This is a genomic window from Ferrimicrobium acidiphilum DSM 19497, from assembly GCF_000949255.1.
Classification (GTDB): domain Bacteria; phylum Actinomycetota; class Acidimicrobiia; order Acidimicrobiales; family Acidimicrobiaceae; genus Ferrimicrobium; species Ferrimicrobium acidiphilum.
Window position 1 is genome coordinate 95,303 of the sequence record NZ_JXUW01000006.1, and the last position, 12,317, is coordinate 107,619.

Annotated in this window: 11 protein-coding genes and 2 tRNA genes; 10 read left to right on the forward strand and 3 right to left on the reverse strand. The window is 56.8% G+C overall.

From position 1 onward, the window contains the following. The first annotated feature begins 2 nt into the window (after window positions 1-2). The 4 genes from FEAC_RS04680 to FEAC_RS04695 all read left to right on the forward strand — a co-directional run bounded on the left by FEAC_RS04680 (window position 3) and on the right by FEAC_RS04695 (window position 4,110). Window positions 3-1,007: a thiamine pyrophosphate-dependent dehydrogenase E1 component subunit alpha gene (locus FEAC_RS04680; protein WP_035392577.1), complete on the forward strand. Its 1,005-nt coding sequence runs from the start codon at window positions 3-5 to the stop codon at window positions 1,005-1,007. Further along, window positions 995-1,972, forward strand: a complete 978-nt coding sequence (locus FEAC_RS04685) for an alpha-ketoacid dehydrogenase subunit beta (RefSeq protein ID WP_035392579.1) — start codon at window positions 995-997, stop codon at window positions 1,970-1,972. Before FEAC_RS04680 ends, FEAC_RS04685 begins: the two co-directional genes overlap by 13 nt. A gap of 3 nt (window positions 1,973-1,975) precedes the next feature. Then, entirely contained in the window at window positions 1,976-3,433 is a 1,458-nt protein-coding gene (locus FEAC_RS04690) for an NAD-dependent succinate-semialdehyde dehydrogenase (RefSeq protein ID WP_035392581.1), read from the forward strand. Window positions 3,434-3,528: 95 nt separating this feature from the next. Then, window positions 3,529-4,110: a P-loop NTPase family protein gene (locus tag FEAC_RS04695; protein ID WP_201773842.1), complete on the forward strand. Its 582-nt coding sequence runs from the start codon at window positions 3,529-3,531 to the stop codon at window positions 4,108-4,110. Window positions 4,111-4,186: 76 nt separating this feature from the next. On the opposite strand, the gene pyrE is transcribed toward FEAC_RS04695, so the two are convergent. From pyrE to purF, 3 genes are read right to left on the reverse strand one after another with little or no spacing between them, the layout of a single operon-like run. Next, window positions 4,187-4,759: an orotate phosphoribosyltransferase gene (gene pyrE, locus FEAC_RS04700; RefSeq protein ID WP_035392583.1), complete on the reverse strand. Its 573-nt coding sequence runs from the start codon at window positions 4,757-4,759 to the stop codon at window positions 4,187-4,189. Continuing rightward, window positions 4,750-5,754 carry a phosphoribosylformylglycinamidine cyclo-ligase gene (gene purM / locus FEAC_RS04705; protein ID WP_035392585.1) on the reverse strand — a complete coding sequence of 335 codons (1,005 nt, stop codon included), beginning with the start codon at window positions 5,752-5,754 and terminating at the stop codon, window positions 4,750-4,752. The genes pyrE and purM overlap by 10 nt, the downstream gene beginning before the upstream one ends. Before the next feature lie 11 nt (window positions 5,755-5,765). Further along, a complete protein-coding gene (gene purF, locus FEAC_RS04710; protein ID WP_236684604.1) occupies window positions 5,766-7,217 on the reverse strand; it encodes an amidophosphoribosyltransferase in 1,452 nt (483 codons plus the stop codon). A gap of 252 nt (window positions 7,218-7,469) precedes the next feature. Between purF and FEAC_RS04715 the strand changes: the two genes are divergently transcribed. The 6 genes from FEAC_RS04715 to FEAC_RS04740 all read left to right on the forward strand — a co-directional run bounded on the left by FEAC_RS04715 (window position 7,470) and on the right by FEAC_RS04740 (window position 12,244). Beyond that, window positions 7,470-7,970: a hypothetical protein gene (locus tag FEAC_RS04715; RefSeq protein ID WP_152623082.1), complete on the forward strand. Its 501-nt coding sequence runs from the start codon at window positions 7,470-7,472 to the stop codon at window positions 7,968-7,970. A 453-nt stretch (window positions 7,971-8,423) separates the two neighbouring features. Continuing rightward, window positions 8,424-9,380 carry a PHP domain-containing protein gene (locus tag FEAC_RS04720; protein WP_152623083.1) on the forward strand — a complete coding sequence of 319 codons (957 nt, stop codon included), beginning with the start codon at window positions 8,424-8,426 and terminating at the stop codon, window positions 9,378-9,380. A gap of 70 nt (window positions 9,381-9,450) precedes the next feature. Beyond that, a tRNA-Asp gene (locus FEAC_RS04725) sits at window positions 9,451-9,528 on the forward strand. Between the two features lie 14 nt (window positions 9,529-9,542). After that, a tRNA-Phe gene (locus FEAC_RS04730) sits at window positions 9,543-9,618 on the forward strand. A 197-nt stretch (window positions 9,619-9,815) separates the two neighbouring features. Next, window positions 9,816-10,448: a TetR/AcrR family transcriptional regulator gene (locus tag FEAC_RS04735; RefSeq protein WP_052565596.1), complete on the forward strand. Its 633-nt coding sequence runs from the start codon at window positions 9,816-9,818 to the stop codon at window positions 10,446-10,448. Between the two features lie 341 nt (window positions 10,449-10,789). Next, window positions 10,790-12,244, forward strand: a complete 1,455-nt coding sequence (locus tag FEAC_RS04740; RefSeq protein ID WP_052565597.1) for a hypothetical protein — start codon at window positions 10,790-10,792, stop codon at window positions 12,242-12,244. The last annotated feature ends 73 nt before the right edge of the window (window positions 12,245-12,317 follow it).

Genomic DNA, 12,317 nt, shown 5'->3' on the forward strand with positions numbered 1-12,317 from the left:
CTATGGTGCAGACAGTAGAAGCTCAGATAGTAGAGACCGATCTCCGATTGCGTCTCTTTGAACGGATGGTCATACTTCGCCAGTTTGAAAAGCGGGTGTACGACCTGTTTTTGCAGGGATTGGTGAAGGGCACCAGCCACCTCTCGATCGGCCAGGAGGCGATCGCCGCCGGGTTCGGCGAGGCGATGCACCCCACCGACTGGACCTTTGCCACCTACCGAGGGCATGCGCATACGCTATCTCGTGGTGTCCCGATGGCACCGGTGATGGCTGAGCTGATGGGTCGCGAGGGTGGATTGATGGCTGGCAAGGGTGGCTCCATGCACCTAACTAGCGTCGAGCACGGGATGATGGGGTCGTACGCTATCGTCGGTGCCCACCTCCCGATCGCCGTAGGCGCCGCCTTTTCAGCGAAGTATCGCAAGAGCGGCCAGGTCGCCGTCTGCTTCTTTGGTGACGGGACGACCAACATCGGGGCCTTCCACGAGGCATTGAACTTCGCCAGCGTCTATCAGCTTCCAGTGGTGTTCGTCTGTGAGAATAACCTCTATATGGAGTACACGTCGATCCACGATGTGACCGCGGTTGAACACCCAGCAGCTGATCGCGCGGGAGCCTATGGACTCGAGCGGATCATCGTCGATGGTAACGACGCTACCGAGATGTATCGTATAGCTCAGGAACGGTTGCGATGGGCGCGAGAAGGACACGGCCCCTCTTTGATTGAGGCGATGACCTACCGCCACCAGGGGCACTCACGTGCTGATCCAGGAAAGTATCGACCAGATGCGGAGGTGGCGGAGTGGATGGAGCGCGATCCTATACCCGCCTACCGCAGCCGACTGGAGTCAGAGGGGATCTCTGCCGGTGCTTTGGACGCGATCGAGGAGCGGGTGGCCAGGGCGGTCGATCTCGCCACTGAGACAGCGAAGGCGTCGCCGGCACCGCCAGCGGATCTTGCGTTTAGAGATGTTTGGAGCGATGGAGGTTGGCAATGGCGGAGTTGAGCTATCGAGATGCGGTACATCGCGCACTCGCGCAGGAGATGGCGCGTGACGAGCGCGTAGTCTTTCTAGGTGAAGACGTAGCGAGGGCAGGTGGTGTCTTCAAGGCCACCTCCGGTCTGCTAGAGCAGTTTGGTCCAGATCGGGTCATCGATACTCCCATCTCAGAACAGGCCATTTTGGGTACGCTGATGGGGGCGGCGATGACCGGTCTTCGTCCCGTCGCTGAGATCATGTACTCCGACTTCTTCGGAGTCTGTTGGGACATCGTCGCCAATCAGATGGCCAAGACCCGCTACATGACCAATGGTCAGGTCACGATGCCGGTGGTGATCAGATCCGGCAACGGAGGTGGCCTCCGGTTTGGTGCCCAGCACTCGCAGTCGATTGAGAACTGGGCGATGGCGGTACCTGGTCTAAAGGTTGCCCTCCCCTCGACGCCACACGACCTCGTCGGCCTCTTTGCGGCTGCAGTTCGTGATGACGACCCGGTGATCTTCCTGGAGTCAAAGTCGCTCTATGCCACCAAGGGCGAGGTGGCCGATGGTGAGATAGTTGAGCCGCTGGGTCGGGCGAGGATCGTCCGTGAGGGAGCTGACGCCACGATTGTTACCATCGGAGCGATGGTACATCGTGCCACCGAGGCGGCGAACCGTCTCGCACGTGAGTTCGGCATCGACTGTACTGTGATCGACTTGAGAACCTTGGTGCCGCTCGACATCAGTAGTGTGCTCGCCTCGGTGACGGCGACCTCGCGACTGTTTACGGTGGAGGAGAATCCTCAGCTCTGTGGCTGGGGGGCAGAGGTGGTCTCGATCGTGACCGACGAGGGGTTCTATACCCTCGATGGACCCCCGGTTCGTATCACTACTCCACACATCCCGTTGCCGGCCGCCGCCGAGCTTGAAGATCAGGTGATTCCGTCGGTAGATCGAATCGTTGAGGTCATTATGAAGAGGATGGACTAACTCATGCATGTGTCAGAACTACCTAAGGGCGTACCTACGCAGATGCTGATCGGTGGATCATGGGTCGATGCGCGTGATGGTGCAACGACCGAGGTTATCGACCCCGCGACCACCGAGACGCTTGCGAGCGTTCCGCTCGCCACCGAGGCGGACGCGATGGAGGCGGTCACCGTCGCCTACGAGGTGCAACCGAGCTGGGAGAGGCGAGCGCCTCGTGAGCGAGCGGAGATTCTTCGCAAGAGTTACGAACTCATGGTCGAACGCTCCGAGGACATCGCTCGCGTGATCGTGCTGGAGAACGGGAAGGCGCTACCTGATGCACGTGGAGAGGTCGCCTATGCGGCCGAGTTCTTTCGTTGGTATGCTGAGGAGGCGGTTCGCCAGTCGGGGCTGATCCAGCGTGCACCCAGTGGCTCCAACCAGATTCTCGTCCTTCGTCAGGCTATCGGCGTGGCAGTCTTGGTCACTCCGTGGAACTTTCCTGCCGCCATGGCCACTAGAAAGATCGCTCCTGCGCTAGCGGCTGGCTGTTCGGTAATTCTGAAACCAGCCACCGACACGCCGTTGACCGCGCTGTTGATCGCCAAGATCCTGATGGATGCGGGTGTCCCGGCTGGAGTGGTTAACGTGCTTCCTGCCCGTGGGTCCTCAAACGTCGTCTCTAAGATGTTGCACGACCCGAGGGTGCGAAAGCTGTCTTTCACTGGGTCGACGGAGGTCGGTAGAACGCTGCTCCACGAGGCCGCTGATACGATCATCAACTCCTCTATGGAGTTAGGCGGGAACGCCCCCTTCCTGGTCTTCGCAGATGCTGATCTCGATGCAGCCGTTGCTGGTGCCATGATCGCCAAGATGCGAAACGGTGGAGAGGCGTGCACCGCGGCTAACCGGTTCTACGTTCAAGCCTCAGTGGCGAGTGCCTTCAGCGCCAAGCTGGCTCAGGCGATGGAGTCACTGAAGATGGGGCCTGGTCTAGCGGAGGGCACCGAGCTAGGTCCACTCATCAATCAAGAGGCACAGGACAAGGTCGAGGCGCTTGTGAGTGATGCGTTGGATCGGGGTGCTCGGCTGTTAAGTCGTGGTGAACGCTGGCAAGGGAAGGGCTACTTTGTCCAACCTGCGGTACTCGAAGATGTAGATCCGAGCTCGCAGCTGCTTGGAGAGGAGATTTTCGGACCGGTAGCACCGGTGACGAGCTTTGAGACAGAGGATGAGGCGATCTCGTTGGCGAACGCCACCGACTTTGGGCTTGTCTCCTATCTGTACACCGGTGATCTCGCGAGAGGTCTCCGGGTGGCAGAGGCTCTCGAGGCTGGAATGATCGGACTGAATCGTGGTTTGGTCTCGGACCCAGCTGCACCTTTTGGTGGAGTGAAGCAGAGCGGGCTTGGCCGTGAAGGTGGACAAGAAGGGGTGCTTGAGTACACCGAGGCGAAGTACATAGCTACCTCTTGGTCTTAGTAGACCGTTTTGTCATGACAGCTCTGGCCATCGTAGCCTCGATCTCGCGGCTACGATGGTGACATGGCTTCGACCTTCTGGATCTGGCGACCTAAGTGCCGCTGCTGAGTACCGTCGATCAACTCGACTTTGCCCCTAGTCGTGCCTTGGTAGCGGGGGTGTCTGGGTCTGGGAAGTCGAGCTTGTGTCGTAGGCTGAGTCGAAAACTAGATCTGACCTACGTAGAGCTAGATAGTCTCTTTCACGGGCCGAACTGGAGCGTGTTGCCAACCTTTGAGCTTGAAGTAGATCGTTTTATCGCTCAGAATCGCTGGGTTACTGAGTGGCAGTACGATGTCGTGCGCGAACGCCTACTAGCCCGTGCCCAACTGCTGATCTGGCTCGACTATCCGTTGCACGTGGTTATGAGGCGAGTAGTGCTTCGTACGCTGATACGTGGGTTTGCCCATCAGCCGCTCTGGAACGGCAATGTCGAGCCACCGTTTTGGACTATTTTCAACAAGCCTGAACATATCGTGCGCTGGGCCTGGCGCACACGGTCGAGCTATCCGCCACGGATCCGTGAGATCTTGTTAGAGCGCCCGCAGCTACCCATCCTGCGACTCACCCGCCCAAGTCAGGCTGATGAGGTGGTGGCAGCACTTGATTACCGCCTGCGCTCGTCGACTACGAGCTAGAACCTTTGGGGCGTGTGATCGTTGGCAGGCTGAGATGGATTTGGGCCAGCTGTCGATGGAATACCAACTAGCGAGGCTAGAGGCCCCCCTCGTAGGGGAGACCGAGATCAGGGGCGCTGACTAGGGCTACGAACGGAATCGGCGCAACGACTGAGGCGGCACTTCCGCCGCGATCTACCACCGCAAGCGCCTGCACGACCGTCGCTCCGGTCGCCTCGACCGCCTCTATGGCGGCCTGTAACGAGGTTCCGCGTGAAGGGGTATCTTCAACGACACAGACGCGGTCTCGGCTGCTCAAGTTCCCAGCGATGCGACCACCCTGTCCATACTCTTTGATCTCCTTGCGAACCGAGAAGGCACTCAGTCTCCGCCCCTCGGACTGCGCGATCGCTGCGGCTGCAAATGCGATTGGGTCTGCCCCCATGGTAAGTCCACCGATGGCGGTCACCTCTTCTAAGACTACGGCCAGCGCGAGCTGGGCGGTGTGAAAGAGGATAGGAGGTCGGCAGATGGCTCGTTTGGTGTCGATGAACCAGGTTGATTTGGCGCCAGATTTCAAGACAAAGTCGCCGTAGGTGATCGCATGTTCCTTGATGCTTGCAATCAGCTCAGCTCGGGCTGCAGCTGCGTTCGCGGTCGTTAGCTCCATCGTGCTCGTTCGTCTCCTTCTAAAACGTGACCGATCTCTACGGCTCCAGGATAGGAGCCAAGCACCGTAGTCACGTGGGTTGGCGCCACTACCAACGCCATGCCAACACCGAGGTTGAAGGTGCGCCGCATCTCGTCGAGTGAGATAGCGCCGTCCTCCATCAGTTGAGTGAAGATCGAAGGCCATCTCCATGCGTTCGGGTCAATGACAGCGCTTAGCCCTTCTGGGATGACCCGAGCGAGGTTGTTGACTAGGCCACCACCGGTGGTGTGGCTTGCGGCGTGCAGGAGTGACCGATCGACGAACTCGAGCATTATGGGTGCGTAGAGCACGGAGGGTTCGATTAGCGCCTCATAGAGGGTGTGCTCGCGGGTGGAGGCTCGCCCATCTTTAACCCCGGATAGTAGGTCCGCATAGACCGCACGCACCAATGAGAAGCCGTTTGAGCGCAGGTTTGGCGACGGGAGCCCGATGATTCGGTCGCCGGCCGCTACTCGTTCGGGCCCAATCGCAGTGGCTGGATCCACCAGTCCAACCGCAAAGCCAGCAAGATCTACCTGATCGGGGGCCATCGATCCTGGATGCTCGGCGATCTCGCCTCCGATAAGTGCCGTATTAGCTGACTTTAGAGCCGTCGCCATCGAGGCCACCAAGGTGGCGATCAGCGATGGTTCGTTCTTGCCAACCGCGATGTAGTCGAGAAAAAAGAGTGGCCTAGCCCCTGTGCAGACGAGATCGTCAAGACACATCGCGACGAGATCCTGGCCGATTCCTTCCCAACGACCCGCGACCCGCGCCACCTCAGTTTTGGTGCCGACTCCGTCGGTCGTGGCGACGAGGACGGGCGCGCCTTCATCTCCAAGTCGGAACAGACCACCAAACCCCCCTAGGTCTGAGATCACCTGAGGGTTGTAGGTGCTCTTGACCAAGGCAGATATCGCCTTCACCGCCTCCTCGGCGTTGACAAGATCGACGCCTGCTTGCTGATAGTCCACGGATGTCCTTTCTAGAGCACCTGTTGACCGGCGAGATGGGTGCTGAGTTCGACCGGATAGTTGCCCGTTAAGCAGGCGTCGCAGAATCCCTCTGGGGTTCCGATCGCCTTCCGTAGATCGCCGAGCTGGAGGTAGGCGAGGCTGTCAGCACCGAGAATTTCATTGATCTCCTCGACGCTGTGATGGGCTGCGATTAGATCGGGCCGATTTGGGGTATCGATGCCATAGAAGCAGGGCCAACGATAGGGTGGGGAGGAGATGCGGAGATGGACCTCGGCCGCACCTGCTTGCTTGAGAAGACGAACTATTGATTTGGTAGTCGAACCTCTCACGATCGAGTCGTCGACCACCACTACTCGCTTGCCTCGTACGTTCTCCTCGAGTACGTTTAGCTTGCGACGTATCGCGTCTTGGCGGCTCTTTACTCCTGGATTGATGAAGGTCCGCCCGATGTAGCGATTCTTTACGAGGCCCTGGCCGTAAGGAATACCGGAGGCGAGTGCGTATCCTTCTGCGGCTGGGACTCCCGAATCGGGTACCCCCATAACCATATCGGCGGCCACAGGTAGTGTATGAGCAAGGTACTCACCCATCGCACGTCGGGTGCCATGCACCTCCTTGCCGAGCAGTTTGCTATCCGGTCTCGCAAAGTAGACGAACTCGAAGATGCAAAGATGTGAGGGTTGCGGTTCAGCCGAAGGGAAGCTATGAGCGCCTTCGGCATCGATAATGACGATCTCGCCAGGGTCGATCTCGCGGACAAATTCGGCGCCAATAACGTCTAGAGCTGGAGACTCAGAGGCGATCACCCAACCGTTAGGAGCAATCGTGCCCAGGCACAGAGGTCGAAAGCCGTCGGGATCGCGAGCACCAACGATCCGCTCTCCATCGAGCATGGCAAGCGAGTAGGCGCCACGGAGTTCGGAGAGAGCGTCTCGTATAGCCTTTGCGTAGGCTTCGGTGTTGCTTGGTCGTGTGCGAGCCACCGAGACCGAGACGAGCTGGGCGATCAACTCGGTATCAGAAGGTTGTCGAGCGATGGTGTCGAAGAGTCGATCGACAAGCTCGTGTGAGTTGGTCAGGTTTCCGTTGTGGGCTACAGCGATACCGTACTCGCCGCTGGCACGAAAGATAGGTTGGGCGTTGTGCCAACTACGGTCGCCAGCGGTGGCATAACGGGTATGCCCGATCGCCATGTCGCCTGGCAAGGAGGCGAGCGTTGAGTCATCGAACACTGCGCTTACAAGGCCGAGGTTCTTGATCACCGTAACTTCACCGTTTTCGGCGACCGCCATGCCAGCTGACTCTTGTCCGCGATGCTGTAGCGCATAGAGACCATCGAAGGTGAGATAGGAGACAGCCTCGTTCGGCAAGGAGATACCAAAGACCCCACACGCCTCCTCCGGATGGTCACGTTCTAGCTGATCGTGCTCCGGATGGTTGTTCTGAGGATCTTCGATCACGGTATGTAAAGCCTACCAGCTATTGAACCTAGAACGATGGCTCCCACAGTTTTCTTGTTGTGCCTCTTGATGTAGCGCCGGATATGGCGTCGGATTCGGATAGTGGGTGCCACTTGAAGGAGGTCTTTTTGGCGGCGCCCTGGCTGAGAGCTCGAGTCTCTAGCCCTTTATGGATTTGCCGACATATTCAGTCTAAGCGACGCTCGATTGTGATAAGGTGCTCTGCATGGTAGCGATTGTTGGCTGCGAATGATGGCACTAGCGGCGATTACCACCTCTTTGTCTGCGTGGATAGTCGGTCTTGTCCTCATAGGCCTCGGACTAGTCTATGTCCCGCTTCGCCGCATGCTATGGAAGCGTACTTCGGCATCGACTGTTTTGGCCTCATACCCTCGCGATTCTCGCCATGATTGGGTCCAAATGCTGCAGGAGCTAGGCATTTGGTGGCCGTGTGCACCGGTTCCGACTGCGTTTTTGAAGGCTGAGCTTGTTCGCTTGCGTATGAATCGCGTCCTCCTCTGGCTTGGGGTTGGTGCCACAGCGGTCTTGATGCTCGGGGTCGGGTTGATATTTCCTGTATGGGGAAGTCCAGGATCGCCAACGTTCTGGTTTATGTTGAGTGGTCTCATCGCCTACAACGTGTTGACGGGTAGGGGACGTGCGGCCTCCTATCAGCGCCACCTCGAGGTTCTGCTGGCTGATCGCCTTGGTGAGGTGCTTGAGCCTCCTTTCGACCCAAGCCGCGATCTCTGACGCAGGTACTCCTAGCCATGCGTAGGCGCTGAGTCGGTTCGGCCGCTGTCGATGACGTGGCGATGGACTATTGCGTTAGCGCTCGAGTATCGATCGCAGAAGTCTTAGAGTACAGCGACGCTATCAGTTGGCGTTGTGCGCGAGAGATCTTCGTTCAAGCGAATCGGTCGATGAGTAGAGAGCGGCCCACTCGGCTGACGGTCCCTGTCTGTCATATCGGTAGTTCGTGACGTCTGCAGGTTCTCTGGTCAGATCCAAATTTGGCGAACGGAGCAGAAAATAGGTGGCCTGGATGGAGCTGCTAGCGATGTCGATGACTGTCTTTGGGCACTAACGAAGACAGAGATTTGGCGTAACCATAACCGTCGTGGACACGCGACGTTCGCACTCGAGCCCCAGGATTGGGAACAGACACGATCAAGACGTTTAGCTCTGTTATTGCTAGATTTCGTCATGATTAGGCGGTCTCCAGTTCTCGCGCTTTGGTGGCATGCTGTGTCGGTGGAGGGCGCGAATGTCTCCGATGAGGGGGTGATGGCTAGACTCGGATCCATGACAGCCGGGTGCGATCTCCATCTTCATTCTGACGCCTCGGATGGATCGGTGGCCGCGGCACAGCTTGCGACAGATCTTGGTCATGTGCACATGGCGGTTTTGACAGATCACGATACGCTGGCTGGGAGTGAAGCCTTTGTCCAGGCGCTTGATTCTGAACTATCACCCCCTGACGGTGTCGAACTATCGCTACGTTGGAGCGGGGGGACCTTTCACCTTCTTGTCTACGGATACTCACTTGCCTCCACAGAGCTCGCCCTAAGAATTGACGAGTTGGCGATGGCGCGACGCAACCGCAACCTTGAACTCTTGGAGCGTGCTAATCAGGCTGGACTCGAGATCACCGAGGCGGAGGTGCTTGCAGCGGCAGGAACTACCGACTTTTTGGCTAAAAGTGTAGGGAGGCCCCACTTTGCCAAGGTGTTGGTAGATCGTGGATACGTCAGCAGCATCCAGGATGCATTTGACACCTATCTGGCCAAGGGCAGGCCACTGTATAGCCCAAAGACGTTGTTCGGGCTCGAGGAGATCGGCCCTCTCTGTGCTGATCTTGGACTCGTGGCCGTCATTGCACACCCTCTAAGTCTTGGAGTGCCGCTCACTTCGCTACCAGATACGCTCGCAAAATTTCAGCGCCAGGGTCTGGCCGGGGTCGAGTGTTACTACGCAGGTTACTCCCCTCAGCAGCGGGTTGAGCTAGCGCAATTGGCGAGTGGATTGAAGCTTCTTATCACCGGCGGCTCAGATTACCACGGGAGTTTCAAACCAGGACTGGCAGCGCTGAGTGGATTCGGCGACTTGTCGGTCGCGGCAGATATCGGCGACCGATTGATCGAGCGTCTTCACGACCGCTGAGTTTTCCTGGACCTGCAGTGGGAGTGATGCAGTGTCTTATATACTGGTCTACCTGCAAGCGATTGCGTAGGGACCCGTGGTGCAGCCTGGAGTGCACGCCGGCCTGTCAAGCCGGAGGTCGCGGGTTCAAATCCCGTCGGGTCCGCCACAATCGTGCGTTGCGGTCGGATAGCTCAGCAGGTAGAGCGCACGCCTGAAAAGCGTGAGGTCACCGGATCGACACCGGTTCCGACCACCAGTATCTGGCTCACATGTAGCTAGTCTCACCCAACACTCGCTTTTGGCTGTGTTGTTCCCTGGCCATATGTAGCTACTACTCCAGGAACTCGATGCAAGAATCCGTCATGCGGGTTCGCTTATGCTCAATATGAGCCTTTATATCACTGACTGCTTCGAATCTGGTGAGTTTTCAATCGAAGCTCCTAGGCTGTGGCGATGGATCAACGTGACAAAGGTAACTCCAGACGCCAACAGCTCACCGAACAGGCGACCGAATACCTGAAGACCAACGGCCTTGCTTCACTCACATATCGAAAGTTGGCCGATGAACTCGGCGTAGCTCCAAATACGCTCGAGCATCACTTTGGCGCCAAGGACCAGCTGCTGGAACAGCTGCTGGCACGGCTTGCAGATGAACAGCGTGGCGGACTTCAGAGGATGCTGAGCCAGACAGATGTTGGTCCCGAACTCTTCACTCGCCATTTCAATGCTGCCATGGTCGATATTCTCAATCCAGACAACGAGGACGCCAACAAGCTCTTCTTTGAACTAGTTGGCGCGAGTGTGCGCAATAGGGAGCTATATGACGAGTTTCTCAAACATGCCATGGATGATTGGATCGACTTCCTCTGCACAATTTTGGTGGATCGCGCTGGCATCCCTGAGGAACGAAGCAAGGTTGTCGCTCATCTGATCATGGCTATGGTCAGAGGGGTCATGCTGAGCCGTACGATGGTCGAGCCGAAGGACTATCACCTGATCGACGAGGCGGCGGACCTGTTGGGGCCGCTGATCGAGTCGGTTCTACGAGATGAGGCAGGGCCGCCAACTCAATCAGGGAAGTCGTAGCTCCCAAGTACACCGGCTTGTTCGTGTTACCCATCCAATATGCAGACTCCCTGTACCTAAGGTGTCAATAACCATACGACTAGTGCCACCGCTTAGCTCCAGAGTAAATATGTGTCGCCTTTCCTAACTCAAATGCATTGTATAAAGGTGGAAGTACCCAGGCGCACCGATGGTGATATAGTTATGAATCTCTGTCTCTTGGTTTGATAAGGATTCAGAGCCGACCTAGTCGACAAAATCCCAACCTTAGGATTCATGGATGATACTTCCGTCAAAGTTGTCATACTGCCATCATCTGGCGTTCCTAAGCTCACTGCATTCGTCGAATTCGGAGGTATAACGTGATCAAGCGATCTATGGTAATTGGGCTCTTGTCGGCCGGTGTAGTGGCGGTTCCTGGCATGGCTCTCGCAAGTGCTCAGGTGAACTCGACACCGATCATCCCTGTATCAACTCAGGCCACTGTATCTACGACGGCCGCGCAGGCGGACCAGGCAGCATTAGCTGCAGTTGGGGGCGGTACGGTAACCAGTACGTCTACTGACACCTACCAGGGTGCCTCAGTCTATGACATTCACGTGCTCTTCAACTCAGTTGTCTACGACGTCAAAGTCCTGCAGTCAAATGACAGTGTTGTCCTGAAGAAGGTGTCAAGCGAGAGCTCAACTCAGGCCACTGTATCTACGACGGCCGCGCAGGCGGACCAGGCAGCATTAGCTGCAGTTGGGGGCGGTACGGTAACCAGTACGTCTACTGACACCTACCAGGGTGCCTCAGTCTATGACATTCACGTGCTCTTCAACTCAGTTGTCTACGACGTCAAAGTCCTGCAGTCAAATGACAGTGTTGTCCTGAAGAAGGTGTCAAGCGAGAGCTCAACTCAGGCCACTGTATCTACGACGGCCGCGCAGGCGGACCAGGCAGCATTAGCTGCAGTTGGGGGCGGTACGGTAACCAGTACGTCTACTGACACCTACCAGGGTGCCTCAGTCTATGACATTCACGTGCTCTTCAACTCAGTTGTCTACGACGTCAAAGTCCTGCAGTCAAATGACAGTGTTGTCCTGAAGAAGGTGTCAAGCGAGAGCTCAACTCCTGCTGCCACTACCCAGAGTGCCGCGCAGGCGGACCAGGCAGCATTAGCTGCAGTTGGGGGCGGTACGGTAACCAGTACGTCTACTGACACCTACCAGGGTGCCTCAGTCTATGACATTCACGTGCTCTTCAACTCAGTTGTCTACGACGTCAAAGTCCTGCAGTCAAATGACAGTGTTGTCCTGAAGAAGGTGTCAAGCGAGAGCTCAACTCCTGCTGCCACTACCCAGAGTGCCCCAGCTGAAAGCCAACCTCCAGAAGGTAGTTCCAGTTCTTCGCAGACTACATCTGGTTCCACTACCCAGAGTGCCCCAGCTGAAAGCCAACCTCCAGAAGGTAGTTCCAGTTCTTCGCAGACTACATCTGGTTCCACTACCCAGAGTGCCCCAGCTGAAAGCCAACCTCCAGAAGGTAGTTCCAGTTCTTCGCAGACTACATCTGGTTCCAGCAACCCTGTGGTCTCAACAAGTGGCATCACTTACGGAGTGAAACTGACTGCGGTGCCAAGCATATTTCAATCTTTTGTGGCACAGGCGTTGACTCAGAATCATGGGACTCTGAAGTGGGTAAAATTTACTGCGAAAACTGGAGGAGAGACTCAAGCAAACATCAAGATTAGTTTGAGCCAAGGAGGAACAGTTAAGGTCATCGACTTAATTTCTACCACGGGCCAACTTATAAGTCAGACCGTGAATAGCTAGCATCGTTGCACCCGACCAACTGGTCAATAGTTTTGTAGCTTTTCCCGCTTTTCATCGTAAAGACTTTCATGAC